Annotated in this window: 31 protein-coding genes and 1 pseudogene; 18 read left to right on the forward strand and 14 right to left on the reverse strand. The window is 67.3% G+C overall.

The window, feature by feature from the left end; all coding sequences use genetic code 11:
• Nucleotides 1-212 precede the first annotated feature (212 nt).
• The 17 genes from BGM09_RS00795 (at nt 213) to BGM09_RS00875 (ending at nt 9,981) form a co-directional block, all read left to right on the forward strand.
• Nucleotides 213-503 (forward strand): stage V sporulation protein S, encoded by a 291-nt coding sequence (locus BGM09_RS00795; RefSeq protein ID WP_188279360.1) that lies wholly within the window; start codon nt 213-215, stop codon nt 501-503.
• A 118-nt stretch (nt 504-621) separates the two neighbouring features.
• Nucleotides 622-966: a hypothetical protein gene (locus BGM09_RS00800; protein ID WP_188279361.1), complete on the forward strand. Its 345-nt coding sequence runs from the start codon at nt 622-624 to the stop codon at nt 964-966.
• Nucleotides 967-981: 15 nt separating this feature from the next.
• On the forward strand, nt 982-1,212 hold the full coding sequence (locus BGM09_RS00805; protein ID WP_188279362.1) for a hypothetical protein: 231 nt from the start codon (nt 982-984) through the stop codon (nt 1,210-1,212).
• Between the two features lie 337 nt (nt 1,213-1,549).
• Entirely contained in the window at nt 1,550-2,089 is a 540-nt protein-coding gene (locus BGM09_RS00810; RefSeq protein WP_188279363.1) for a hypothetical protein, read from the forward strand.
• Nucleotides 2,090-2,092: 3 nt separating this feature from the next.
• On the forward strand, nt 2,093-2,386 hold the full coding sequence (locus tag BGM09_RS00815; protein WP_188279364.1) for a hypothetical protein: 294 nt from the start codon (nt 2,093-2,095) through the stop codon (nt 2,384-2,386).
• A gap of 256 nt (nt 2,387-2,642) precedes the next feature.
• The gene (locus tag BGM09_RS00820) at nt 2,643-2,882 is read left to right on the forward strand and encodes a hypothetical protein (protein ID WP_188279365.1); all 240 of its coding nucleotides are present in this window, start codon (nt 2,643-2,645) and stop codon (nt 2,880-2,882) included.
• A 9-nt stretch (nt 2,883-2,891) separates the two neighbouring features.
• Nucleotides 2,892-3,881, forward strand: coding sequence for a fibronectin type III domain-containing protein (locus BGM09_RS00825; RefSeq protein WP_188279366.1), 990 nt, complete (start codon nt 2,892-2,894; stop codon nt 3,879-3,881).
• A gap of 133 nt (nt 3,882-4,014) precedes the next feature.
• A complete protein-coding gene (locus tag BGM09_RS00830) occupies nt 4,015-4,821 on the forward strand; it encodes a LysM peptidoglycan-binding domain-containing protein (protein WP_188279367.1) in 807 nt (268 codons plus the stop codon).
• A 115-nt stretch (nt 4,822-4,936) separates the two neighbouring features.
• Nucleotides 4,937-5,575 (forward strand): transglycosylase SLT domain-containing protein, encoded by a 639-nt coding sequence (locus BGM09_RS00835; protein WP_317452467.1) that lies wholly within the window; start codon nt 4,937-4,939, stop codon nt 5,573-5,575.
• Nucleotides 5,576-5,826: 251 nt separating this feature from the next.
• On the forward strand, nt 5,827-6,330 hold the full coding sequence (locus BGM09_RS00840; RefSeq protein ID WP_188279369.1) for a hypothetical protein: 504 nt from the start codon (nt 5,827-5,829) through the stop codon (nt 6,328-6,330).
• Nucleotides 6,327-6,806 carry an HNH endonuclease signature motif containing protein gene (locus tag BGM09_RS00845; protein WP_188279370.1) on the forward strand — a complete coding sequence of 160 codons (480 nt, stop codon included), beginning with the start codon at nt 6,327-6,329 and terminating at the stop codon, nt 6,804-6,806. The genes BGM09_RS00840 and BGM09_RS00845 overlap by 4 nt, the downstream gene beginning before the upstream one ends.
• A complete protein-coding gene (locus BGM09_RS00850; protein ID WP_188279371.1) occupies nt 6,803-7,048 on the forward strand; it encodes a hypothetical protein in 246 nt (81 codons plus the stop codon). Before BGM09_RS00845 ends, BGM09_RS00850 begins: the two co-directional genes overlap by 4 nt.
• Before the next feature lie 4 nt (nt 7,049-7,052).
• Nucleotides 7,053-7,298: a hypothetical protein gene (locus BGM09_RS00855; protein WP_188279372.1), complete on the forward strand. Its 246-nt coding sequence runs from the start codon at nt 7,053-7,055 to the stop codon at nt 7,296-7,298.
• Nucleotides 7,291-7,560 (forward strand): hypothetical protein, encoded by a 270-nt coding sequence (locus tag BGM09_RS00860; RefSeq protein ID WP_188279373.1) that lies wholly within the window; start codon nt 7,291-7,293, stop codon nt 7,558-7,560. The genes BGM09_RS00855 and BGM09_RS00860 overlap by 8 nt, the downstream gene beginning before the upstream one ends.
• Nucleotides 7,561-7,674: 114 nt before the next feature.
• Nucleotides 7,675-8,148, forward strand: coding sequence for a hypothetical protein (locus BGM09_RS00865; RefSeq protein WP_188279374.1), 474 nt, complete (start codon nt 7,675-7,677; stop codon nt 8,146-8,148).
• Nucleotides 8,149-8,157: 9 nt separating this feature from the next.
• Complete coding sequence (locus BGM09_RS00870) at nt 8,158-8,457, forward strand: hypothetical protein (protein ID WP_188279375.1); 300 nt, start codon at nt 8,158-8,160, stop codon at nt 8,455-8,457.
• Between the two features lie 15 nt (nt 8,458-8,472).
• Complete coding sequence (locus tag BGM09_RS00875; protein ID WP_188279376.1) at nt 8,473-9,981, forward strand: hypothetical protein; 1,509 nt, start codon at nt 8,473-8,475, stop codon at nt 9,979-9,981.
• Nucleotides 9,982-10,323: 342 nt separating this feature from the next.
• Here the strand turns inward: BGM09_RS00875 and BGM09_RS00880 are convergent, their stop codons facing one another.
• The 8 genes and pseudogenes from BGM09_RS00880 to BGM09_RS00915 form a co-directional block, all read right to left on the reverse strand.
• Nucleotides 10,324-10,545 carry a hypothetical protein gene (locus tag BGM09_RS00880; protein ID WP_188279377.1) on the reverse strand — a complete coding sequence of 74 codons (222 nt, stop codon included), beginning with the start codon at nt 10,543-10,545 and terminating at the stop codon, nt 10,324-10,326.
• A gap of 87 nt (nt 10,546-10,632) precedes the next feature.
• Nucleotides 10,633-10,926 (reverse strand): hypothetical protein, encoded by a 294-nt coding sequence (locus BGM09_RS00885; protein WP_188279378.1) that lies wholly within the window; start codon nt 10,924-10,926, stop codon nt 10,633-10,635.
• Nucleotides 10,920-11,366 (reverse strand): hypothetical protein, encoded by a 447-nt coding sequence (locus BGM09_RS00890; protein ID WP_188279379.1) that lies wholly within the window; start codon nt 11,364-11,366, stop codon nt 10,920-10,922. Before BGM09_RS00890 ends, BGM09_RS00885 begins: the two co-directional genes overlap by 7 nt.
• 140 nt (nt 11,367-11,506) lie before the next feature.
• A complete protein-coding gene (locus BGM09_RS00895) occupies nt 11,507-12,106 on the reverse strand; it encodes a hypothetical protein (protein WP_188279380.1) in 600 nt (199 codons plus the stop codon).
• A gap of 277 nt (nt 12,107-12,383) precedes the next feature.
• A complete protein-coding gene (locus tag BGM09_RS00900) occupies nt 12,384-12,761 on the reverse strand; it encodes a hypothetical protein (protein WP_188279381.1) in 378 nt (125 codons plus the stop codon).
• The gene (locus tag BGM09_RS00905) at nt 12,749-13,036 is read right to left on the reverse strand and encodes a hypothetical protein (RefSeq protein ID WP_188279382.1); all 288 of its coding nucleotides are present in this window, start codon (nt 13,034-13,036) and stop codon (nt 12,749-12,751) included. Before BGM09_RS00905 ends, BGM09_RS00900 begins: the two co-directional genes overlap by 13 nt.
• 457 nt (nt 13,037-13,493) lie before the next feature.
• The gene (locus BGM09_RS38715) at nt 13,494-15,152 is read right to left on the reverse strand and encodes a recombinase family protein (RefSeq protein ID WP_317452468.1); all 1,659 of its coding nucleotides are present in this window, start codon (nt 15,150-15,152) and stop codon (nt 13,494-13,496) included.
• Nucleotides 15,153-15,257: 105 nt separating this feature from the next.
• Nucleotides 15,258-16,172 (reverse strand): annotated as a pseudogene (locus tag BGM09_RS00915) (adenosine deaminase); the annotation flags it as partial.
• A gap of 100 nt (nt 16,173-16,272) precedes the next feature.
• On the opposite strand from BGM09_RS00915, the gene BGM09_RS00920 reads away from it, so the two are divergent.
• Nucleotides 16,273-17,058 (forward strand): dienelactone hydrolase family protein, encoded by a 786-nt coding sequence (locus BGM09_RS00920; protein WP_188279384.1) that lies wholly within the window; start codon nt 16,273-16,275, stop codon nt 17,056-17,058.
• 94 nt (nt 17,059-17,152) lie between these two features.
• Here BGM09_RS00920 and BGM09_RS00925 read toward each other — a convergent pair whose 3' ends face one another.
• The 6 genes from BGM09_RS00925 to BGM09_RS00950 form a co-directional block, all read right to left on the reverse strand.
• Nucleotides 17,153-17,983: a hypothetical protein gene (locus BGM09_RS00925; RefSeq protein ID WP_223186113.1), complete on the reverse strand. Its 831-nt coding sequence runs from the start codon at nt 17,981-17,983 to the stop codon at nt 17,153-17,155.
• Between the two features lie 123 nt (nt 17,984-18,106).
• Nucleotides 18,107-19,384: a thymidine phosphorylase gene (locus BGM09_RS00930; protein WP_188279386.1), complete on the reverse strand. Its 1,278-nt coding sequence runs from the start codon at nt 19,382-19,384 to the stop codon at nt 18,107-18,109.
• Nucleotides 19,385-19,417: 33 nt separating this feature from the next.
• Entirely contained in the window at nt 19,418-19,843 is a 426-nt protein-coding gene (locus tag BGM09_RS00935; RefSeq protein ID WP_188279387.1) for a cytidine deaminase, read from the reverse strand.
• On the reverse strand, nt 19,840-21,129 hold the full coding sequence (locus tag BGM09_RS00940) for an ABC transporter permease (protein ID WP_188279388.1): 1,290 nt from the start codon (nt 21,127-21,129) through the stop codon (nt 19,840-19,842). Before BGM09_RS00940 ends, BGM09_RS00935 begins: the two co-directional genes overlap by 4 nt.
• Nucleotides 21,126-22,238, reverse strand: a complete 1,113-nt coding sequence (locus BGM09_RS00945; RefSeq protein WP_188279389.1) for an ABC transporter permease — start codon at nt 22,236-22,238, stop codon at nt 21,126-21,128. The genes BGM09_RS00940 and BGM09_RS00945 overlap by 4 nt, the downstream gene beginning before the upstream one ends.
• Nucleotides 22,235-24,049 carry an ABC transporter ATP-binding protein gene (locus BGM09_RS00950; protein WP_188279390.1) on the reverse strand — a complete coding sequence of 605 codons (1,815 nt, stop codon included), beginning with the start codon at nt 24,047-24,049 and terminating at the stop codon, nt 22,235-22,237. Before BGM09_RS00950 ends, BGM09_RS00945 begins: the two co-directional genes overlap by 4 nt.
• Between the last annotated feature and the right edge of the window lie 106 nt (nt 24,050-24,155).

The raw sequence follows: 24,155 nt of genomic DNA on the forward strand, positions 1-24,155 counted from the left end.
CGCTCGACACCGTGCAGCGTATCGGCGACCCGTACGGCTGGGTCGAGGGCCCGTTCATCCGGCACAGCGGATACAGGTCGGTCACAGACCCCGACGACTGCGCGTGGGGAATCTGGGGCATCTTGCACAGAAAGCCTAGCTGGCCCTCTCTTACCGGGTAATTTTTCGCTGCGCGTACGCTCCGAGTCATATCGGATAACGAGGAGCGTTTCGTGGACACCCAGGTCACACAACCGGCTGAGGAGCGCGTTTTCCGCGTCCGCTCCTCTACTCCGTCCAATGACCTGGGGTCCGCCATCGCGCACGCCGTCATGGACGGCCGGACCGTCGTACTGCGCGCTGTGGGCGCCGGTGCCATCAATCAAGCCGTCAAAGCGCTCCCGATCGCCAAAGGATTTGTCGTCGGGTACGGCGTCCGGCTCTATTTCGACGCGAATTTCTTTCACGGTCAGGCCGTGGAGGGCGAGATCCTCGGTATCGCGATCAGCGTGTTCCGCGACTGAAAATTAGCGGGCCGCTGCACGGTCGGCCTAGACTCCTTTCAGGACTCCGGATTTTATTCGTGCACTCACTCGGGATTCATACGGCGGGGAGTCCCCTGCGCGCGAGTGGAGGCACACCATGGCTCACTGGACCCCGCCGAACCGGGGCGTCACATCGGCTCTCACGGCCATCCCGACCACCAGCTCCTTCCCCCTCATGGGCACCGAGATGCGCCACGCCACCGCCGCGTCGACCGACGGCGGCACGCCGGTGTCCCGCAGCGGGATGTCCAAGAGCGGCAATCCCACAGCAGGCGGCAAGGGGCTGCGCCGCAACATCCTGGCCGAGCGGGGCGGCCCCTGCGGCGCGGTGCAGGTCATGCGCCGCTACGACCCCTACCCGGCCACCGGTGGCAGCGTTTACACCGTCCCGTCCGTGTCCGGAGCGAGCGGCGAATTCCGTGCCGCAGCCGGACGCGCCTGAGCGAAGGGGACTCCCATGGCCATGTTTCTTCCGGTCGCCGCCGAGGCCGCCGAAGGCGGTACCGCCGCGCTGGCCGGTGCGGGCGGCGCCGGGGCCGGGGCCGAAGGTGCCGCCGGGGGCAGCCGCATGCTGTCCGGTCTGCAATTCGGCAAGGGCCTCGGCTCCCTTTTCGGCGGAGGCGGTAAGGGTGACGCGGATAAGGGCCCGGACATCCTGAGCGCGGGCGCCGACTGGGAGCGCTCATGATTCCCCCCTCGCCGGGCAATTCCGTGAATCTGGACGAATTCAATCAGCCGCCCCCCAACCCACCGCCCCTTAACGGCGCCCAGTTCCCCGCGCCACCCAGCTCGCCCCCGCCGGTTCCTGCCCACCCGCCGGTACCCCCGTCGGCCCCGCTGGCGGGAAGCGCCACCGCACCAGCACCAGCACCCGCGTCTGCGGGCGCCACCACCCTCGGTCCCCAGTTCGGGGTCACCACCGTCCACGCCGCAGCCGTCGCCGCCCACAAGATCGGCACCCGCCAGTCCGCCACCGGGGCGGCCCCGAAGCCGCAGATTCGCCAGACGCAGGGATGGAGCCGTTCGTGAGCACCGCGAATATCAGCTACAACCCGCCCTACCAGATTCCGGTCGGCGGGTCGGTGACCTATACCGGCGGGACCGGCGGAATGCTGATCTCCGGTGCCCGCGACATCCTGGACGCCCGACGGATGATGGATACCGGCCGTGTGCCGACGGCGCAGTACCCGGACGGTTATCTCGGCACGATTGAGTCCCGGCGCGGGGACAGACTGATGAACCGGGTCGGCACCCGGCAGAATCAGCGCAGCTACCAAAGGGGCGTGCATAAGGGGGAGCGGATCGATCCGGCGGACTACTACTGGCCGGACGATTTCAACCCGTCCACCGGCCTGGAATTCGAGGCGCGCGGTGAGCGCTGGACCGCCCAGGGGTCAATGATCGGCTCCCCGCTCGTGAATGACGGGAAATCGGCATCGGCTCTTTCTCAGGACCGGTTCGCGACGGCCGCACGGGTCTACACCCAAGAGATCACACCCCCCTACACGAATGTGGACGAGCAGCGCCGCGCCCAGCTCCAGCGATTCCGCCCGGCGTGGAGGTGACTGGTGTACACCCAGGACTCCGTATACGCCCGCCGCCCGTGGTCGTCGCTTCAGGAGCAGCAGGTCACCAATTACCTGGCGCAGTGGACGGACCTACCGGCGGACGCGGTGCGGAATATCGCGCCGCCGATTCCGAACATCGGCCGGACACCTCCGCGTTTCGGGTACAGCTCCTATGTGCCGGGAATCGCGGACATCGTCCGCCTGGACGAGCTTTACCCCGGTTCACGGATCGACTACTCGCAGTCTCAGTCCGGATTCTCCGGAACCTTTTTTCCCGCGCTTGGAGTGATGTGAATGCCGCGTGCCACGCGCAATACCGATTTGCGTCGCTCCGGTCGGGGAGACAACACGCCCGGCGTCGTCCACGGAAAGTCCAATCTCCAGGACCAGCGTACGAAGGGCCGTTACGCGCCTGCCGCGCCGTCGTCGGGATCGGAGTTCTCCGCCGGTGTGAGCGCCGGTCGGCCGATGTCGGCGGGAGCTGATGTCGGCAAGGGGTCGACGCGTTCCGTGGGCCGGGTCGCCAAGCTCGGCGGAAAGGACTGAACGAATGTATGCAGCACCGCGCCGTATGAGTGCCGAACTCGCCGAGGGAATGACGGACGGCACCTGGAAGAAGGCCGTCCGCGAACGCGGCGGAATCGTGGAGCCGACCACGTACCGGGCGCGTGAGGATCTCGCCCCGGTCTGGTACGGCATTGCCGAGGCTCAGACCAAGACCGACCCGTTCGGCCGGACCGTCCGCACCCCCAACGCCGTGGCCACGCGCCTCGCCTATCTCGTCGTCTAAGGAGCCACCGTGGCCGCCACCGCAAATCGCTGGAATTTGGAGACGAATTCCGACCTCACCTCCGAGCCGGTCCTGCCCGCCGACCCGGTCAACCTGCCGCCGCTCGATGTGCCGACCCGGCTGACCAATCGCGGAACGCTGCCCGGCCCGGCCGCTCCGGCCGCCCCCACCGGCCTGGCGGCCATGCGCGTGGGCGACCGGGAGGTCGAGCTGTACTGGGACGCCGCCTCGGGTGTGTCCCAGTGGGGGCCGCTCTCGTACAGCCTCTACACCGGCAGCGGCGGCTCCCCCACCCTGGTCGCCCAGGTCGGCGGCAGCCGCCACACCTGGACGCTCACCAAGCTCACCCCCGGCACCTCGTACACGATCCGGGTCACCGCAGTCGGACCCGGCGGCGAGAGCGCCCTGTCGACCGCCCTGGTGGTCACCACCCTGGCCGCCCAGACGGTGCCCGCCATCCCCCCGAACTCGGCCACGGGCCTGGTAGAGATCACTGGCGCCGCCGACGGCGTCCTCAGCCTGCGCTGGAACGCGGTCGGCGCGACCCCGCCCGTCACCTCCTACAAGGTGCTGGACGGCATCACCGTGAAGACCACGGTCAACGCGCCGACGACCACGGGCACCGTCAATGTCCCGCCCGGCGCCGCCTTCGCGGTCACCGTCCGCGCTGTCAACTCGGCCGGGGACGGGCCGCCGTCCAACCCGGCGCTGACCGGCGTCATGCCCGGCGCCACCACCGTCCCCGCCAAGATCACCGGACTGGCGCTCAACGGGGCGGCGACCACCACCACCGTCCCGATCCAGTGGACCGCCGACCCCAAGGCCAGCTCCTACAAGGTCTACGACGGCGGCACCTTGAAGGCCACCGTCCCGGCCCCGGCCACCAGCACGACGCTGACCGGCTACACCACCGGCACCGCCTACTCGATCACCGTCAAGGGCTCCAACGCGGTCGGCGACGGCGCCGCGTCCAACGCGCTGACCGGCTCCACCGCATAACTCCCGCCCACGCAGAGCCCATTCGTCACCCCGACACGGCACTCCCGAAAGCGCCGGGGACACCTCGTCCCTGGCGCTTTTGTCGTTCCCGAGGTGTCCCCGTCCTTTCAGTATTTTCCCGAGAGGACATCGCATGGCTATCATGCCGGGCGCCACAGTGCGCCTCGTACCCAACTGCACCAAGGGCGGACAGGAATCCGTCCAGGGCGTCATTCTGCACATCATGCAGGGCACTTTGGACGGTTCCGATTCGTGGTTCCGCAATCCGATCTCCCAGGCGTCCGCGCATTTCGGCGTCGGAAAGACCGGCACGATTTACCAGTGGGTCGATACCCAGGATCGCGCGTGGGCGCAGGCCGCCGGAAACCGCACGTGGCTCTCCGTCGAACACGAAGGATACGCCGGAACCGCCCTGACAGCGGCGCAGCTCGCCGCCACCGCGAAAATCATCGCGTGGGCCCAGGGCCTGTACAAATTCCCGCTCCAGTCCACGGATTCCGTGACCGGAAAGGGCATCGGCTGGCACGGCATGGGCGGAGCGGCGTGGGGAGGACACACCGGCTGCCCCGGCGACCCCATCACGGCGCAGCGGCCCGCGATCATCGCCGCCGCCAAGGACATTCTCACGCCGCCGACCAATTCGAGCTACACCGTGAAAAAGGGCGACACCCTCTCCTCCGTCGCCCAGGACCACGGCGTCACCCTCGCCGCGCTTCTCGCCGCGAATCCCTCCTACAAGTCCCACCCGGACGACATCAAGCCCGGCGACAAACTCGCCATCCCGCCCACGGCCGCCGTGTGGGTCGTGGTGACGAAGGGCGACACGCTCAGCGGGATCGGCGCGACGCATCACCTCACGCTGGCGCAGATCGTGGGCCTGAATCCGCAGATCAAGGACCCGGACACGATCAATCCCGGCGACAGGGTCCGCGTCGCCTGACGCTTCCCCCCAATGGCCGGTACCGGATGCATTTTCGCACCCGCTACCGTGAGGGCCGCCGAATTGCCGTGCACGGATGGTCGGCCCGCCCTGTCCCCCAGGAACGGACCTCCCCGTGTCTCCCGTGCACCGCAAGCGCTGGCTGCCGCTGCTTCTCGCCCTGGCGCTCCTCGCGCTGGCCACCGCCGCCGCCATCACCCGGCACCACCGCACCCGCCCGGCACACCCCGCCAGCGTCACCCTGGCAGCCCCCACCGCGCGCCACACCCCCTCCGCCGCGCCCACACCCCTCCCCCCCGCCCCGGAGCCGCGCGCCACACCGTCCCCACCGCGCCCGACGGTCTCCCGCCCCGCCACGGCGTCCGCCGCCCCCACCGCGCCGCCCACCGCCGAGGCCCGCGTCGAGGCGGAGCGGGACGCATCGCAGGCAGCCAACCGTGACTACACACGCCGCGCCACCACCAGCTCCGGCAGCGCCCAGGACTACGCCCGCTCCCTCATGAGCAGCCCCAATTTCTCGTGCTTCTCCGCCGTGGTGGAGCGCGAGAGCGGCTGGTCGGTCACCGCGCAGAATCCCTCCTCCGGCGCCTACGGCCTCATGCAGGCACTGCCGGGATCAAAAATGGCGTCCGCCGGGCCCGACTGGAAAACCAGCGCCGCCACACAGATCCGGTGGGGTCTGGGCTATATGAACAGCCGCTACGGAAGCCCCTGCGGCGCCTGGTCGTTCTGGCAAGCACACGGCTGGTACTAGCCCATGGCCACCACCGTACACACGCACGAATTCGTGACGTTCGCCAATCCGTATATGCGATGCCTGCGCTGCTACGTGCCCGTACCGAAATGGCACGACAACAGCACCTGCGGCTGTCACGACCGCTGGTGGAACGAGCCCTGCCGCCACACCGCCGGAATCCATTCCGCATGCCCGTCCTGGTCACCGGTCGACGGCTGCCAATGCACGCCGAACCCCCACCACCAAGCCACCTGAAAACAGGGAGCACCATGTCCTTCATTCGGGTCCTCATCTGCCAGGACTGCCAGTCCACCGAGGTGCTCCCCGACTACGCGGGAGACCCGGCCGGGGACGAGGCGCTCATCTACGCCACCGGCAAGCACGTCTACCCCAATGGCGAAAAGCACTTCGGCCGCCTCTACGGAAAAATCGAGGAGGAGAAGTGGAAGAACCGCGAAGTCCGCGACGAAGTCCTGCGCCGGATCTGGCAGCAGGAGGGGCACACCGGTTTCGAACCGTGGGTTTACAACACATTCGAGACACTCAAGGCCGACGCCATGCAGTGCTGGACCAGTCGCCTGCGGCCAGAAACATGCTCGGACTACCGTTCCGAAAGCAAACGGCTCCTGCCCCCCACCGCCGAAGCCCGCAAAGCGGAAGGCATGGGTAAATACAAGGCGTCATCGAGACATACCCAGTACCTGTGCAGCTACTGCCCCATCAACTCCGTGGTAGAGCAGAAAGAACGCGACAGGCGCGGACTGTACAAGTGACACCCCGGCAGCGCCGAACTCGTGCCCCGCGTTCATTCGAAGAGCGCTTCTACGACAAGGTCGACAAAGGCACCGAGTACGACGACTGCCACCTGTGGACCGGCGCCCGAGACGCCGACGGCTACGGGAAAGTCCGCCTCCCCCAGGGCGGCACCCGTGGCGCTCACATCGTCGCCTGGGAAATGGCCACCCTCCAGGAACTCCCAGACGGCTGGCACGTCGACCACCTTTGCCGCATCCACGCCTGCTGCAATGCCGACCACCTCGAAGCTGTACCCCACGCGGAAAACGTTGCGCGCGGAGAATCCTTCTCCGCCCGCAACGCCCGCAAAACCCACTGCCCGCAGGGTCACGAATACACGGATGACAACATCCGCTGGCACAAAAGCACAAACGGAGCCTACCGGCGTGAATGCAGAACCTGCGTCACCGCCAGAGAAAAGGCCCGCCGCCTCAAAAAAGGAGAAACAGCATGAGTTTCAGCATCCACGCCGCCGGAACCGTCGCCCAGGCAATCACGCAAGTGCAGGCCGCCGAAGGCTATGGCGACACGACACAGTTCGACACCGCCAAGGCACTCATCCTCGCCGAACTCAACGCGTGGCCGACCGGCGGATACGCCTGGAAGGGCGTTGTGGTAGAGGCCAGCGGCCACCACGACTCCAGCACGACGCGCAACCTCAGCATCACCATCCGCCCGCTCAACCTGCGGGGCTGACGCCGTGACACTTCAGCGAGACGACCTGTACCGCGAACTGGACAAGATCCAGGACACCCTGAACCTCTGCCTCCTCAACCTGGGGCGGCAGAGCGAATCGTGGGCCGCACTCCACTGCAATCCCACCGTCATGTACAGCCCCCTGCACGGCCGAGTCGGCGCCGCAATGAACGATGTCAACGCACTGCGTTTCCAGATCGACACCGTATTTTCCGAGCTGACAGCCGAAACGGAGGCCACCGATGTCTGAGCCTACCGACCCCGACTGCCTGACCGCATTCCTGGTCGTACAAGCGCATGACGGCGCCTGGTACGCCACCCCCACCATTCACCCCGTCTCCCCCCTGCGCCGCGCCACCGTCCGGGATCTCACCGCCGGGTGCAACGACGTCCTGGACGACATCCACGCCTCGAAGACCGCCCAAGCCGTCATCAACCGCCTCACGGAACTCGCCGTCGAAACGAACGCGTTCACCGAACCGGAAAAGCTGGCGGAAACCCTCCGGAAGTAGGGAAACGACGAAAGGGCCCCACCCCCGAGGAGGGCCCTTTCGCATAACGGAACGCTACCACGACACGAAATTCCCGTCCTACGCTGCCAGAACGGTCAGCAGAGGGAATCAATCGTGCTCACAGTCGTCATGGTGGTCGAAGGCGTACTGCGCCTCCCACAGTCAGAAGCCATGCTGGTCACCGGAAAGGGTCTTTTCGCAGCCCTCGCCCCGACCACACGCCTCTATTTGCTCTCCTACGCCTGGACAGAATCCGAGCTGCAATCGTGGCTCGCGCGTAATCAGCTCACCGGGCACCTCGGAATCATCACCGCGTCCGGCCCCACCCCGCAGCAGCGACTCGACGCACTCCGGCGCATTCGCTCCTGGCGCGTCGAGCTGGTCATCGAACCGGACCCCCAATGCGCCGCGCTGGAAATCGCCGAGGGATGGACAGCACTCCTCCACGCCCCCGCTCTGTACGCGGAACCCGCCTGGCGGCCCGACCACACCGGCCACATCCGCCCCTGGCAAGCGCTGACCGACGAAATGCAGCACCAGGAAAACCTACGCCTCCGCGAAAACCGTGCGCGCACCACACCCGAGTAAGGCAACGCCATGTACTGGAACGCCCCCCACCCCCGCCGATTCCGTCTCGTACGCGACCTGGACATCACCGGAATCTCCGGCGACGGTCACGTGGTCGACGGCATCGAATTCGTGGACGGCTACGTAGCCCTGCGCTGGCGCCGCCCCCCGAACTCCCTCGCCATCTACGGGTCCATGGACGACGTCATCGCCATCCACGGCCACGATGGCGCCACCCGCGTCGAATACCTGGACCCACCCAACCGGCCCGACCCCGACGCCCTGGACGCCAGCCGACACGGACGCCCCCCGCGCAGCGGACCGGCCTAACAACCGGGAGTCCACGTGCTTTTCTACTTCGCCGGAGCCGAGATCCCCGGCCACCGCAAGCTCCTCCTCCAAGAGCAAGTGCCCGACGTAGCCCTGTCTTTCATGGGCCTGCGCCGCCGCGTCAAGGGCACGCAGAACTGGTCGATTGCTGAGCATTTCGAGGAGACCAACGTAATTCTGCTGGACTCCGGCGGCCACACGCTCAATCGCGAAGGTGTCGAGGTCGCACAGGCGGAGATCCGCGATATTGCCCGGTCGTACGACGAATTCCTGGAGTCACAGGGCAACGCCGAGCGCGTAGACCAGTTCATCGAGCTCGACGCCCTGGCTATGGGAAAGGACTGGATCGAGGACCGACGCGACTCGGACCTGTTCCGAGAAAAGGGCATCGCGGTCTGGCACGAGCAATGGGGCGTGGATGCACTCAAACACATGGCCGACCAGCACGAGTACATCGCCGTGGGCCAGGGGACATGCGGAGACAGGGATATCATTCCGATGCTGCGGTCAATGGCTCGCAGCGGCGTGAAATTCCACGGCATGGGGTTCTCCTCCCCGCCGCTCATGCTCGCCCTGCAATGGGCGTCAGTGTCCAGCACCACGTGGATCTCAGCCGCCGCCCACGGCGAGACCATGGTGTGGACCGGGACAGAGCTGAAGCGGTACCCGGCCCGATACAAGGCGCAGGCTCGCAAACGGCACCGCGTTCTCTTCGAGAGCAACGGGCTGGACGCCGCCGCCATCGAGGCCGACGACCCCACGGAGAACCTCAAACTGAGCTTGTGGTCGTGGTCGCAGCAGATCGCGGCCATCAATCAGCGCCGGAGCGAAGCAGTAACTCCCAAGGCAAAATCGGTGGAATCCGTAACCGGGGAAAACAGGTCGGGGGTAGTTGAGACAACCATCTCAGAAGCGCGGAACGATGACGCAACTCTCACGTCACCCGGACGGCGCAAGCGGCTCTTGCCCGGCATCGAAACCGAAGCGTTCACCCACCGGTACACAGACCCAGAAACCGGCGAACGCAAGAGCCGAACAGAACATCTCCTCGTTGCAACCGATCCGAACGTCAGGGTCTGCGACGGGTGCCATCTCAAAGGAATGTGCCCCGAGTACGCACCTGGGGAGTCCTGCGTATACGAAATTCCGGTGCGCGTGCGCACCAAGGAGCAGTACGAAGCACTGGTGGACTCCATCGCCTCCGTGGGAGCCCAGCGGATGCTGAAAGCACACATGATGGAAGAGGTCCAGGGCGGTTACCCCGACCCGGTGCTCAACGGCCTGATCGACCAACTGGCCCGGATCGTCAAACTCAAGGCCGACCTGCAAAATGCGTCTTTCACTTTCTCCATGCAGGTCCAGCAAAACGGCAGCGCAGAGGCCGGAATCCTGAGCCGACTTTTCGGAAAGGACGCCGTGGCACCCCCGGCCATCGAAAACCGCCCCGCTGTCCCGGTCGACCAGGCCCTGGCCGACCTCGGCATCGCCGACGTCATGGACGTCGAAATCGTGGAACCGGACTGACCGTCAGCGCCGAGGGAGCTAGCAACTCCCTCGGCCGCCCACCGGCAAGAACACCGCCCCCCGCCAACACAGCCGAAGAGCCCGGATCGGCGATGAAGGCCGTCGCCGATCCGGGCTCCGTACGGCCCCCTGCGGGCGACCTCCTAATCCGGGGGGGGGCGGAAAATCCCCCGCAGGGGGTGCTTACGAGTCGGGGCGGGGCCCGCCACTGGCAGCGGCGGGCCCCCCCTCCCCACGGACGTACTGCGCGTTTCAATCCCATGAGCAGAGCACCCCGCGCAGTACGCCATGTCTAACGGCATCCCGCGCGACCGGTTACGCCGCCGCACGGGTGACAGTAACTCACTCCTCCGTGGGACACCGCCGCCCATCATCGTACGAATCGACGTCGGCCGTGGGCGCATTGAGCACATCCGGCTGCGCTATGAAATGCACCGTGTCCGGCTGCGGCGTCTGCTCCACCACAGGTGCCCCCTGCTGGTCTTGGTTCGCCTGCCCGGCCTCCTCCCGCCGCTCCTGCCCACTCTGCTGCGGCCCCTCCACCGACTTGCGTGCGCGCACCATAGCGCTACCTCCAATACGAAATGGGGCTGCCCGGAAACCCGGACAGCCCCATTTTCCCGTAAGTTCAAAACACGTCGGTACCAAGAGTCACAACTCGTCCCCGATGATCTCTACCAAAGTCCCGTCGAAGGCTGTGAGAGACAGAATTCCCCCTCCTGAAACCGACGCCTCGGCCGTGATGTCCTTCACCTGGACAAGCATGGTTCCGTCGCTCACTACGTGGCCCTCGCGCAACGTGCTCCAAGCGTCCGCACGGTTGAACAGCCCCTCATCAACCAGCCGGTTACACATCGCGATCTTAAGGAGATCCCAGTCACCTTCCGGCTCGATCAGTAGCCCCGTGGTGGCCTCTTCCAAGACGCGTGAAAATACGATCAGCATTGCTCTCCTTTTTCGACACCATCCCGCTGAATGCCGCATAAACGCAGACGGCGGAGCATGTGCATGACTTCATCTTTCGCGGTGTACAAGCCCGAAGTGAATTCGCCGTACAGGTCCTCGAAATTCCCGAGTTCCGAATCCGGCGCGGGCCTGATATTCACGGCACTGCACGCCCGCTCGTACTGCTCACGGGTGTACACGCCCAACTCGCCTACAACCACCTCCACATGAGCGAGCGCCCTGGCTATACCAGCAGCGCGCAACGCCCGCTGCTCTGCCACCTCGCGACTGCTGTAGGAGAACCCGCTGATGTGCCTGCGGCCTTCCCAGACGAACCAGGACTCGTACACCGTCCCGTCGTCCCGCCCGCGCATCTCGCAGGCCAGCCTGACACCCTTGGGCAGCACCGTGGCCCACGGAAAGGGCGCCAGCACCACCACCCCCGCTCCCCAGACCGCTTTCGAACAGAATAGGGCCACACGTCGACAGCCGCCCGCCTGATCAAACTAATATGAAAAGCCCAGCCGGATACCACCGACCGGGCTCTCACAGGAAGACCCAAAGACGTCCCCCTCGGCGGCTACCGCGCCCGAGCTGCCGCCCGTTCAGCCAGCTTGCGCCGCCGCCACGCCCTTGGAGGTGTCCCCTCCGGGCGCTCACGCTCCCACTGGACCTCCTCGGCCGCATCTGCGGCACACTGGCGCGCGTGCGCGGTGGCAATGGTCACGCAGCGCAGCGCCATCCCCACCGTCGCCAGGACCGCGCTGCGGAAACGGGGGTCCTCAGGGTCCGCCGCCGCCGCGTTGAAAACAGCCGGGAAAAGCAGATCGGGCCGGGGATTGGTCATCACCCACTCCACATGCCCGTCGGGCGGCGGTTCCGTGCCGACCTCCGTTACCAGAAGCGCCACGTGGGCCTGGACCTGACGCTGAAGCGCCGTGCCGTCCGGATCATCGGAGTCGAGATGCTGCTCCGACCCCACCAGCACATGCACGGTGTACTCACCCCACTCGTACCGGGCTACGCCGCTGGGGTCCAACCTGACTTCGGTCAGACTAGTGCTCCCGAGCGTCTGCGAATGCGGATACACCTGCCGCAGACCCGGATACTGCGCCGCGACAATCGCGGCAGCCTGTGCGGCAAAATCGCCACCGGCATCCGAAATTTCACTATCACTCATAACTGCCCCTCCTTGAGTCCGCGCACGTCACTCCGCGACCGCGCGCTTTGAGATCCGGCACGCCGTACCCCGGCACCTCAACCCCCTATGCCCGGCCGGTGTACCGCACCGAAGGTTTACGGACCCACTCCGTAGGGCAGCGACGTAGTCAAATGCCAGTCGCCGTCTTCCTCCGGGCGCAGGATGAAAAGAGCCTCGAATTCAGGCTTGTTCCCGATCCCTCCGTTGAGCTGAGAAGAGTGCTTGGACTTGCGCCATTCCAATTTTTGCGACGTCATTACGGCAACCCCAGCACTTCGTTCACCGGCTTGAGACCCGCCAGCCGCTGCAACTTCGCGTCCGGCACCCCAACACCCGTCCCGCCCTCCGCGAGCGCGCACAGGCCCTCCACGACCCGGCAGAATGCCTCCCGGTCAACGGCGTAACCGTCCCGCAGACAGGCAGGCTCCACACCACCGTTCGCCGTCTTGATCTGATCCAGGCCCTCCCCCACTTGACGTGCCCATCCCTCGACGGACTTGACTACACGTGCGTCACTCATCCCGTGTTCCTCCACGCCCTGACCTCGTTTTTGATTTTCCTCATAGCTGGCGTACCCCAGCTCCCAGCCAGACGCACGCTGTACGGGTGTGACTGTCGCGATCAGGCTGTCCACTCATCCGGCCAGCCTGATCGCTGGAGGGTGAAAACCCCCGGAGGGATCTGCAAGCCGCCGAACCCGCCCTCTGTCTTCGCAGCGGCGACCAGCGTGCGCACGTACCCCACATCCTCCGTCAGCAGAGTGGCCCGGCCAGTAAAGGTGTCGTCCACCATGAGAACTCCGTAGCCGCCCTCGACGGCGGTCACTCCAGCGGCTGCGCACCAGGCCAGATACAGTTCGTGCCCCCCAAGCTCCGCAGGCGTCGCGAACGCGTATTCGTATTGACTCATCATGCTCCTTTTAGGGTTGTCCAACAGCGTAGAGCTGGGCGCTGACAGACGAGAGCGCCCCTGCCAAAACGACGGGGCGCCGCCCAGGGACTTGTGCTAGCTCGGCGCGCTCGGGGTGGTCGTCGTCCCACGGGTACGTGGGCTGCTGCGGTTCGGGGGACTGCGGTTCGGTCATGACGGACCTTCCTGTTCCTAGTGAGTGCCCCGCAGCGTAGGGCCGGGGACTGACAAAATCGGTATCTGGGGGACCTATTAAAGCAAAAATGGACCACTCGGATGGCGGTCCCCCCAAAAAAATGACCGGGCGACCATCAGATGCGTGAGCACACCCGACGACCGCCCGGCTACGTCTGTGGCACTACGCGCTAAGCACAACCCCACCGAGGAAGAATGCTGGGCAGATTTCTGGCGGGTAATTGGCGAGATCGCTCACCGGATCTGGGTCGAAGACCACGCGTCAAGCAACCGCTGACTTCAACCGCTTGTCGGCAATCCGCATAGACGCGTCCGCCCACAACGGCACCACCTGCGCGTGGCTACCAGCCGTGTCAGAAACAGTAGGCGGCGTTACGCGCACGTGGTCAACCACCTTGCGTAGCGCTCGGCGCTTTTCGTCAGGTGTAGCGCTACCCCAGACTGCCAGGAGTCCTTGGAATACCTCACGCTCCGGCACGCGGTTAGCTGCTGCCTCCCGCCGCAGCCGCTCTAGCCTCGCCTTCGCGTCAGACAACTCGACGCGCACCAACTCCATCCGATTCTTCGCTTCGGACAACTCCGTCAGCCCCGCCTCGTACCCTTCATTGATCCGATTCTTCTTTCGCTCAAGGTCATCGATCAGCTTCTCGATGGTCGGGATCTCCGAGACATGCCTTTCCGCCATGGCCGCACGCTCCATGCTCACCTGCGCCAGGTTCTCGCCACCCTGAGCCATCCGCAGAATCCACTCTTCGACGACAGCTTCCAGTCGATGCATCGCCATACTCAGCATGCTATTGCGCGCGTGCCGCTCGCTTCGATGGCAGGTGAAGTACCGGATACGCTCTGCCCCCTTTCGCGTTTGCCCGCTGACATTCATCACCAGACCGCACGGAGTGCCGTCCTCGCGCAAGTCACCACAGCGAACAAGGGACGATAGAGCAAACTTGGGCGCACTTTCACGAGTGCTCGGACTTCCCTGACGCAGCCGTCGCTCAACGTAGGCGTCCCAGATCTCCTGCGAGATCAGTGCGTCATGTGCGCCGTCCGCCCAGATATCGTATGTGTCCGGCCGGGTGTTCGTGGCTCGTTCCGTTTTGTTGGAGCGCCCGCGTAGCAGGCCCGCAGCAAACCCACTGTCGAGCACAGCTCGCCAGGCCGATTCATCCATCCGATTCCCTCGGAGCGAAATGACGCCCTGATGCCAGGCATCCTGCGAAACCGAGTACATTGTTCTGTCATCTACGATTTTTTCGTACGCCTCTGTCAGTGCTCTGCTGCGAAGGACGCGCTCGGGCTCGTCGGGCAGAAGATACTCCGGGACGAGCAGGCCACCACATTTATTGCGGCATGCGTAGGCCCGCGAATCGGGCTCGGGCCGGTAGCAGTCGGGGCATCGCGCATAACCGAAGCGTGGTTGACCGCCATGTGGAAGACCCACTTCAAGTCGCCCCTTATGCGCTGACTTCCAGCCCTCTGTGATTGTGTCGAGCTGGTACTCAGCAAGACGGAGGAACTGGTCGCGCATGTATCGACCTGCGGCGGTAGTGGCGTCGATGTCCTGCGTGGCGGACAGCAGTTCGCCGCCGACGGCTTCAAGCTGCTTGATGTAGTGGAGCGAGCCTACGAGGGTGCGGCCGAAGCGGCTGTACTCCCAGACAATGATGGCGTCTGCCTCGCCATTTTTTACGCGCTCGATGATGCTCGAAATCTTGCGCTTCGCGAAGCCAGCCCCGGATAGGTCCAGATCCGCGACGGGGTCGCCTACGATACGAATATTACGGGAGAGGCAGAATGCTTGGCAGATGGCCAGTTGCTGTTCGGGGCTCTTCATGTTCTCTCGGGCGGTGCTCACCCGGATGTAGATGATGGCACTCCGGATGACCCTCCCTGACGCGAGTGTTAGTGCAACACCACTCACAACGCTCCTTATGCGGCCAGCTCGACGGACTGGCGGCTGATCCCCATGTTCACGCGCTCACGGCGGCCCTCGCAAGGGCCGAACGAGTGCACTCTCTGACGTGTAGTCCGTGTTGACGGTGACCCGGAAGTGCAGCCGCCGCAGCAGACCGATCGGGTGCTCGGCGTACGAGCTGGCCGCGCCGGTCTGGAGGTTGGAGGTAGGGCACATCTCCAGCGGCACGCGCTTGTCGCGCACGTACGACGCCAGGCGGCCGAGCTTGACCTGGCCGCCGCGCCCGTCGGAGGAGATGTCGTCGATGATCCGCACGCCGTGCCCGAGCCGGTCGGCGCCGCACCACTGGAGCGCCTGCCAGATGGACGGCAGGCCGAACGCCTCGCCCGCGTGGATCGTGAAGTGGTTGTTCTCGCGCTTCAGGTACTCGAAGGCGTCCAGGTGCCGGGTGGGCGGGTAACCGGCCTCCGCGCCCGCGATGTCGAAGCCGACGACGCCCAGGTCCCGGTAGCGGTTGGCCAGTTCGGCGATCTCCTGGGAGCGGGCGGCGTGCCGCATCGCGGTCAGCAGCGCGCCGACGCGAATCCGGTGGCCGTCCTCGCGCGCCCGGCGCTCGCCTTCCCTGAAGCCCTCGTTGACCGCCTCGACGACCTCTTCGAGGGTCAGGCCGCGCTCCAGGTGCTGCTCGGGCGCGTACCGGATCTCGGCGTAGACCACTCCGTCGGCCGCCAGGTCCTGCGCGCACTCGGCGGCGACCCGTACCAGCGCGTCCCGCGTCTGCATCACGGCGCAGGTGTGCGCGAACGTCTCCAGATACCGCTCCAGCGAACCGGAGTCGGCGGCCTCGCGGAACCACGCGCCGAGCTTGTCCGGATCGGTCTCGGGCAGCGCGTCGTAACCGGTCGCGCGCGCGATGTCCACGATCGTGCCGGGGCGCAGGCCGCCGTCGAGGTGGTCGTGGAGCAGCGCCTTGGGGGCGCGGCGGATCTGTTCCGGGGTGGGAGTGCTCGGTTTGACGTTCGGCATGCTCAAACGATAGCCCCTACGCGCGTAGATATCGCGTTGCGGATAACAATTTTCCGTCCGGCCATACAGTGCACACCCCTGCGTCTGCCATCGTTGCGCCATGGCTTCCCAAGCATTACCGGCGCGCGGCGCACGACTGGGCCGCCCGGTGCCGTCCGGGCTGGTGCCCGCGCCGAGGCAGCGCGAACACGATACCGGCGCCACGGTGCGCGCCGTCGTGCTCGCCCTGCCCGGCGGTGACGCGCTGAGCACCCGGCGCCGCTCCCCGGTGGCGGCGGCCGTCATGTGGCCGCTGGCCCGCCATCTCGTCCGCGAGGGGGCCGCCGACGGGGTGGCCGCGCACGTCGTGCACTACCGCTTCCGCGGCTGGAACGGCGGGCACGCCCACCCGGCGGAGGACGCCGAGTGGGCGGTCGGCGAGGCCGTACGGCGCTACGGTGACGTGCCCGTCTGCCTCGTCGGCATGGACATGGGCGCCCGCGCCGCCCTCCACGCCGCCGGTCACCCCGCCGTGACCTCCGTCGTCGCGCTCTCCCCCTGGCTCCCGCGCGGTCCCGAGCCCGAGCCGGTCAAGCAGCTCATCGGGCGGCGCGTCCTGCTCGTCCACGGCACCGAGGACGAGTCCACCGCGCCCGACATCTCCTACGGCTTCGCCGAACGCCTCAAGAAGGTCAACCGCGACACCTGCCGCTTCGAGGTGCACTCCGACGGTCACGGCCTCCACCAGCACCGCGGCGAGGTCTTCGCCCTCACCTCCGATTTCGTCCTCGGCTCCCTCCTCGACCGGCCCCACGCCCGGCCCATCGCCGACGCCCTGGCGGCTCCGCCGCCCCTGGGACTCCGCATGCCGCTGGCCGCGGGCTTCGGCAAGTCCTTGCGGGTGTAACCCGCACCCGCGCAGCGGCTCCTCCGCGCCTGACGGTCCTACGTGCCCCGTAGGGCGCTGGGGGCACCTCCCGGACGGAGGGGCACGGACGGACTCACTTCTCCTGCCAGGTGAAGGAGAACACCACCGTGGCGCCCTTGCAGAGACCGGGCGACAGCATGCCCGCGCGCAGCGTCTTGCTCTTCGCGTCGTAGTCGATGCCTTCGGCCTCGTAGGCTCCGGAACACTTGCTGACTTTCGGCAGCTCGAACAGGTGCGTGACGGTGGCGTCGATCCGCTTGCCGTCCAGCGCGTGCGGGAGGTCGAGTTGCAGGACGTGGCCCTGGTCGGCGGTGCACACCAGCCGCTGGGCGGAGAAGAAGTCGCACCCCTGGATGTTGTCGACCTCGTGGTCGAGGGTGATCTGCCCGGCCTGCGGGAGATTGGCCTTCTCCGACGTCGACTTGTTCAGGACCGGTGCGGGGAACACCTGCAACCGCTTCTCGGCGCCGAACTCGCCCGCGACGATCCACTGACCGTCAGGGGAGACGGTCACGAACGAGTTGTTGAATTCTTCCCCCTGGTCCAACGCGTGGCGGAACTCCAGGCGTTTGCCGTCGGCCGTGGTGACGAGGAACATCTTGCCGGCGCCTTTTCGCTCATAGGCGTCAAAGGTGACGCCCTTGGCTATGTCGAGATCGCCGACGTGCTCAAAGCCCTCCTTGCGGACCGCCAGCGGTATGCTGCCGAGCCCGCGGTGCACCAGTGATCCGTCCTCCTTGCTGGCGATCCCCTCCGCACCTGTCACCGAGTTCACCGTGACCTTGCCGTCCGGTTTCCACACCCCGTCCGGCGTCGGGTCCTTGGCCGGTGCGCAAGCGGCCACGAGGCCGCACACCAGGGCGGAACACGTAGCGGTGACGATCAGGGACGGGCGAATTCGCATGGCTGTCCTCGTGCCGGAGCCGCGTTTCACGATCATGTGATGATAACGACTAGCACGTACTCGTCCCGGGCGATCCACCGTCATCTGCGGCGCCGCGAAATCCGGGCCGCCCTTCCGCGCTCGTCAGACGATGCGGTCGAGGATGATCGGGCGGGGGGAGAAGGAGACGCCCTCCGGGGCGACGGAGAAGGAGCCGGCGAGGACTTCCTCCGCGTACGGGAACTTCTCCGGCGTGTCCGTGTGGAGGGTCAGGAGGGGCTGGCCCGCCACGACGGAGTCGCCCGGTGTGGCGTGGAGTTCGATACCCGCACCAGCCTGGACGGAGTCCTCCTTGCGGGCGCGGCCTGCGCCGAGCCGCCAGGCGGCGACGCCGACGGCGTAGGCGTCGAGGGCGGTGAGGACGCCGGAGGCGGGCGCGGGGATGACGTGGGTCTCACGCGCGACCGGGAGCGGAGCGGAGGGGTCACCGCCCTGGGCGCGGATCATGCGGCGCCAGACGTCCATGGCGGAGCCGTCGGCGAGCGCCTTGGCGGGGTCGGCGTCGGGAAGCCCGGCGGCGGCCAGCATCTCGCGGGCGAGGGCGAGGGTGAGTTCGACCACGTCGGAGGGCCCGCCGCCCGCCAACACCTCGACGGACTCGCGGACTTCGAGCGCGTTGCCCGCGGTGAGCCCGAGGGGTACGGACATGTCGGTGAGCAGCGCGACGGTGCGGACGCCGTGGTCGGTGCCGAGCCCGACCATGGTGGACGCCAACTCCCGTGCGTCCTCGAGGGACTTCATGAAGGCCCCGGAGCCGACCTTGACGTCGAGCACGAGCGACCCGGTGCCCTCGGCGATCTTCTTGGACATGATCGAGGAGGCGATCAGCGGGATGGCCTCGACGGTGCCGGTGACGTCGCGCAGCGCGTACAGCTTCTTGTCGGCGGGCGCGAGCCCGTCCCCGGCGGCGCAGATGACGGCGCCGACGTCGTCCAGGACAGCCAGCATCTCCTCGTTGGAGATCGAGGCGCGCCAGCCGGGGATGGATTCGAGCTTGTCGAGGGTGCCCCCGGTGTGGCCGAGACCGCGACCGGAGAGCTGCGGGACGGCGGCGCCGCACGCGGCGACCAGCGGGGCCAGCGGCAGCGTGATCTTGTCGCCGACGCCGCCGGTGGAGTGCTTGTCGGCGGTGGGGCGGGTGAGCGACGAGAAGTCCATCCGCTCACCGGAGTTGATCATCGCGGCGGTCCAGCGGGCGATCTCGGCGCGGTCCATGCCGTTGAGCAGGATGGCCATGGCGAGCGCCGACATCTGCTCGTCGGCGACGGCACCGCGCGTATAGGCGTCGATGACCCAGTCGATCTGGTCGTCGCTCAGCCTCTGGCGGTCCCGCTTGGTACGGATGACGGAAATGACGTCCACGAATAGTCCTAGCGGTCTAGCGGTTCAACCGCCTCAGCGGTTCAGGTCTTCCGGGCCGAACGCGTCCGGCAGGATCTCGCTCATCGGCCGGACGCCGCCCGCGGTGTCGACCAGCAAGCCGGGCCCGCCGTTCTCCCACAGCAGTTGGCGGCAACGGCCGCACGGCATCAGGAGATTGCCGCGCAGGTCGGAGCAGGTGAAGGCGGTCAACCGGCCGCCGCCTGAGGCGTGCAGCGCCGAGACCAGCCCGCACTCGGCGCACAGCGCGACCCCGTACGCGGCGTTCTCGACGTTGCAGCCGACGACCGTACGGACCGTGCCGTCGTCGGCGACGGCCAGCGCCGCGGCGCCGACCGGGAAACCGGAGTAGGGCGCGTACGCCTTCTCCATGATCTCCCGGGCGGCGGACCGCAGTTGGTGCCAGTCAACGGCAGTCGGGTCCGTATCAGGTGGCGTCATCCGCCCTCCCCCTTCCGGTACGGGACTCCGTCCGCCTTCGGCATGCGCAGCCGCTGCGCCGACAGGCCCATGACGAGCAGCGTGGCGACGTACGGGGTGGCCTGGACGACCTCGTCGGGGACGGAGTCGGTCAGCGCGTACCAGACGGCGAGCAGGACGGCGAAGCCCAGCGCGACGGCGGCGGGCACGTAGGACTTGCGGAAGAACTTCCAGGCGGCCATGGCCAGCAGCAGCAGCGCGAGCAGGAGCAGCAGGGCGTGCACGGAGGAGCTGCCGTTGCGGAGCTGGAGGCTGTCGGCGTATCCGAACAGGCCCGCGCCCATGGCGAGTCCGCCGGGGCGCCAGTTGCCGAAGATCATGGCGGCGAGACCGATGTAGCCGCGTCCGCCGGTCTGGCCCGCGAGGTAGAAGTGCGTGCCGATGGCGAGGAAGACACCGCCGAGTCCGGCGAGGCCGCCGGAGATGATGACGGCCATGTACTTGTAGAAGTACACGTTGACGCCGAGGGATTCGGCGGCGACCGGGTTCTCGCCGCAGGACCGCAGCCGCAGGCCGAAGGCGGTGCGCCACAGCACGAAGAAGGTGGCGACGAAGAGCACCAGCGTGAGAATGGTCAGCGACGAGATGTGCGTGACCAGGCCGCCGAGGATGCCCGCTATGTCGGAGATCAGGAACCAGTGGTGGTTCTCGACGGTGGCCAGCCAGTGCGAGAGTCCGGGCACGGTGAAGGACTTGATGGAGTCCATCGGCGGGGACTGCTTGGGGCTGCCGCCCTTGGAGGCCGCCTCGCCCACGGTGAACCAGCGCTTGGCGAGGTACGCGGTGACGCCGGTGGCGAGGATGTTCATGGCGACACCGGCGATGATGTGGTCGACGCCGAAGGTGACGGTGACGATCGCGTGCACGAGGCCGCCCGCCGCGCCGCCGAGCACACCGGCCAGGACGGCGAGCCACGGGTCGGTCTGCCAGCCCACCGCCGCGCCGAAGAAGGCGCCGAGGATCATCATGCCCTCAAGGCCGATGTTGACCACACCGGCCCGCTCCGACCACAGACCGGCGAGTCCTGCCAGGCCGATCGGTACGGCGCCGGCGAGCGCTCCGGCGATCTGGCCGTCGGAGGTGATGTCGTTCGCGCCGGTGATGATCCGGACCAGGGAGACGACGATCAGCGCGGCGGCGATAATCAGCAGGATCACCGGGAAGGTGATCCTGAGCCGGGGCGCCTTGCCGCCGTTGGTCACGCGCGGCGCGGCCGGCGGCGGGGTCTGGGTAGCGGTGGCAGTCACGCCGTCACCTCCTGCTTGTCGTCGGAACCTGATGCGGCGGCGAGTTCCGCGCCCACCTGGCGCTGCTGGCGGGTGATGCCGTAGCGGCGGACCAGTTCGTAGGCGATGACGACGGCGAGGACGATGACGCCCTGGATGACGCCGACGATCTCCTTGTCGTACCCCTCGAACTCCAGGCCGTTGGAGGCCCGCTCCAGGAAGGCCCAGAGCAGGGCGCCGATGCCGATGCCGACCGGGTTGTTGCGGCCGAGCAGGGCGACCGCGATACCGGTGAAGCCGATGCCGGTCGGGAAGTCCGTGCCGTACTCGTACGACTGGTTGAGCAGGGTCGGCATGCCGACGAGTCCGGCCATCGCGCCGGAGATGAGCATGCTGGTGACGACCATCTTCTTGACGCTGACGCCGCTGGCCTCGGCGGCGGACTCCGAGCGGCCGACCGCCCGCAGGTCGAAGCCGAAGCGGGTGCGGGAGAGCACGAACCAGTAGATGACACCGGCCAGCACCGCGAAGACGATGAAGCCGAAGACCGGGTCGGTGGCGGTCTGGAAGTTGAACAGGTGGCTGGAGGACGGCAGCGGCTTGGTGGAGATCATGTTCGCCGCCTTGTCGGTGACGCCGAGCCGTCCGTCGCGCAGGAAGTATCCGATCACGATGCCCGCGAGGGAGTTCAGCATGATCGTGGAGATGACCTCGCTGACCCCTCGGGTCACCTTGAGGACACCGGCGATGGCCGCCCACAGCGCGCCGACCACCATGGCGGTGAGGATGATGACCGGGATCTGGATGATGCCGGGGAGCGCCATCGCGCCGCCCGCGGCGGCGGCGAAGAAGGCCGCGAGCCGGTACTGGCCGTCCACACCGATGTTGAACAGATTCATCCGGAAGCCGACCGCCACCGCGAGACCCGCGAGGTAGTACGTGGTCGCCTTGTTGAGGATGTAGACCTGGCTGTCGGTCTTGCTGCCGTAGTTCACCATCACGTCGAACGCGTGGAACGGCTCCTTGCCGGTGGCCAGCAGCACGAGGGCGGTGACCACCAGCGCGCCGACGACGGCGAGCACGGGGGCGGCGACGCCCAGGAGCAGCCGGTCCTTGTCGAACTTCTTCATCGGTCCTCTCCCCCGAGCTTCTTGGGCCGGTCCTCTGAACCGGCCGAGGTGTCGGTTCCGGCCGACGGGCCGGTCCCGGCCGAGGTGTCGGTTCCGGCCGACGGGTCGGTCCCGGCCTCGTGTTCGAGATGGCCGCTGGCGGCACCGGTCATCGCGGATCCCAGCTCTTCCGGGGTGATGGTGGCGGGGTCGGCGTCGGCGACGAGCCGTCCCCGGTACATGACGCGCAGGGTGTCGGACAGGCCGATCAGCTCGTCGAGGTCGGCGGAGATCAGCAGCACCGCCAGACCCTCGCGGCGGGCCTCGCGGATCTGGTCCCAGATCTGCGCCTGCGCGCCGACGTCCACGCCCCGGGTGGGGTGCGCGGCGATCAGCAGCTTGGGCAGGTGGCTCATCTCGCGGCCGACGATCAGCTTCTGCTGGTTGCCGCCGGACAGCGAGGCCGCGGTGACCTCGATGCCGGGGGTGCGGACGTCGTACTCCTGGACGATCCGCTCGGTGTCACGGCGGGCGGCGCCGGAGTCGATCAGGAAGCCGCGGCTGTTGGGGCGCTCGGTGACATGGCCGAGGATGCGGTTCTCCCACAGCGGCGCTTCCAGCAGCAGGCCGTGCCGGTGCCGGTCCTCGGGGATGTAGCCGATGCCGTCCTCGCGCCGCTTGCGGGTCGGCACGTCCGCGATGTCGCGGCCGTCGAGCACGAGGCCGCCGGAGTCCAGCTCCCGCATGCCCATGATGGCCTCGACCAGTTCGGCCTGGCCGTTGCCCTCGACGCCCGCGATGCCGAGGATCTCGCCCTTGTGGATGGTGAAGGAGATGTCGTCGAGCACCTTGCGCTCGATGCCGTCGAGGTCGACGGTGCCCAGCCGCAGCCCGTCCACGGAGAGCATCGGCTCGGTGGTGACGGTCGACTCGCGGGTCTCGGGCGACGGCAGTTCGCTGCCGACCATCAGCTCGGCGAGCTGCTTGGCCGTGGTGTTCCCCGGGTCCGCCTCGCCGACGGTGGTGCCGCGCCGGATGACGGTGATGACGTCGGCGACCGACAGCACCTCGCCGAGCTTGTGCGAGATGAAGATGACGGTCAGGCCCTCGGCCTTCAGCCCGCGCAGGTTCTCGAAGAGCGCGTCGACCTCCTGCGGCACCAGGACGGCGGTCGGCTCGTCCAGGATCAGCGTGCGGGCGCCGCGGTAGAGGACCTTGAGGATCTCCACCCGCTGCCGGTCGGCGACGCCCAGGTCCTCGACCAGGACGTCGGGGCGTACGCCGAGGCCGTAGGCGTCGGACAGCTCCTTGATCCGGGCGCGGGCCTTGCCGCCGATGCCGTACAGGCCCTCGCTGCCGAGGACGGTGTTCTCCAGCACGGTGAGGTTGTCGGCGAGCATGAAGTGCTGGTGCACCATGCCGATCCCGCGGGCGATGGCGTCGCCGGGGTCGCCGAGCGTCACCACCTCGCCGTCGATGGCGATGGTGCCCTCGTCGGGCTTCTGCATGCCGTAGAGGATCTTCATCAGGGTGGACTTGCCGGCGCCGTTCTCGCCCACGAGGGCGTGCACGGTGCCGCTGCGCACGGTGATGTCGACGTCGTGGTTGGCGACGACGCCGGGGAACCGCTTGGTGATGCCGCGCAGTTCGACGGCGGGCGGCGCGGCGGACCGGCCGGGGGCCGGGGCGGCGGGTGGACTCGTGGACGCGTTGATGACGCACTCTCCTGGGGGGAAAGGCTCGGAGCGGCAGGGCGGGTGGGGTGAGCTGGCGTGAAGGTATCGCGTGAACGTATCGCGGAAATGGCACTCTACGCGCGTAGTTGTGCGCATTCCACAGGCCGGGAGCAGAGGAGCGCTCGCCGGATGCCGGGCGTTCCCGAACGGTTCCGCACAGTGATCGAGGCCCGGCGGTGGGGTGCCGCAGCATCCCCCGCCG

Source organism: Streptomyces sp. CBMA29 (genome assembly GCF_014596445.1).
Lineage (GTDB): Bacteria > Actinomycetota > Actinomycetes > Streptomycetales > Streptomycetaceae > Actinacidiphila.

Bases quoted from the DNA above. Each gene is read 5' to 3' on its own strand.
- BGM09_RS00800 (WP_188279361.1), top strand. From the start codon at position 622: ATGGCTCACTGGACCCCGCCGAACCGGGGCGTCACATCGGCTCTCACG.
- BGM09_RS00805 (WP_188279362.1), top strand. From the start codon at position 982: ATGGCCATGTTTCTTCCGGTCGCCGCCGAGGCCGCCGAAGGCGGTACC.
- BGM09_RS00820 (WP_188279365.1), top strand. From the start codon at position 2,643: ATGTATGCAGCACCGCGCCGTATGAGTGCCGAACTCGCCGAGGGAATG.
- BGM09_RS00830 (WP_188279367.1), top strand. From the start codon at position 4,015: ATGGCTATCATGCCGGGCGCCACAGTGCGCCTCGTACCCAACTGCACC.
- BGM09_RS00840 (WP_188279369.1), top strand. From the start codon at position 5,827: ATGTCCTTCATTCGGGTCCTCATCTGCCAGGACTGCCAGTCCACCGAG.
- BGM09_RS00850 (WP_188279371.1), top strand. From the start codon at position 6,803: ATGAGTTTCAGCATCCACGCCGCCGGAACCGTCGCCCAGGCAATCACG.
- BGM09_RS00860 (WP_188279373.1), top strand. From the start codon at position 7,291: ATGTCTGAGCCTACCGACCCCGACTGCCTGACCGCATTCCTGGTCGTA.
- BGM09_RS00870 (WP_188279375.1), top strand. From the start codon at position 8,158: ATGTACTGGAACGCCCCCCACCCCCGCCGATTCCGTCTCGTACGCGAC.
- BGM09_RS00880 (WP_188279377.1), bottom strand. From the start codon at position 10,545: ATGGTGCGCGCACGCAAGTCGGTGGAGGGGCCGCAGCAGAGTGGGCAG.
- BGM09_RS00885 (WP_188279378.1), bottom strand. From the start codon at position 10,926: ATGCTGATCGTATTTTCACGCGTCTTGGAAGAGGCCACCACGGGGCTA.
- BGM09_RS00895 (WP_188279380.1), bottom strand. From the start codon at position 12,106: ATGAGTGATAGTGAAATTTCGGATGCCGGTGGCGATTTTGCCGCACAG.
- BGM09_RS00905 (WP_188279382.1), bottom strand. From the start codon at position 13,036: ATGAGTCAATACGAATACGCGTTCGCGACGCCTGCGGAGCTTGGGGGG.
- BGM09_RS00920 (WP_188279384.1), top strand. From the start codon at position 16,273: ATGGCTTCCCAAGCATTACCGGCGCGCGGCGCACGACTGGGCCGCCCG.
- BGM09_RS00925 (WP_223186113.1), bottom strand. From the start codon at position 17,983: ATGCGAATTCGCCCGTCCCTGATCGTCACCGCTACGTGTTCCGCCCTG.
- BGM09_RS00935 (WP_188279387.1), bottom strand. From the start codon at position 19,843: ATGACGCCACCTGATACGGACCCGACTGCCGTTGACTGGCACCAACTG.
- BGM09_RS00945 (WP_188279389.1), bottom strand. From the start codon at position 22,238: ATGAAGAAGTTCGACAAGGACCGGCTGCTCCTGGGCGTCGCCGCCCCC.
- BGM09_RS00950 (WP_188279390.1), bottom strand. From the start codon at position 24,049: ATGCGCACAACTACGCGCGTAGAGTGCCATTTCCGCGATACGTTCACG.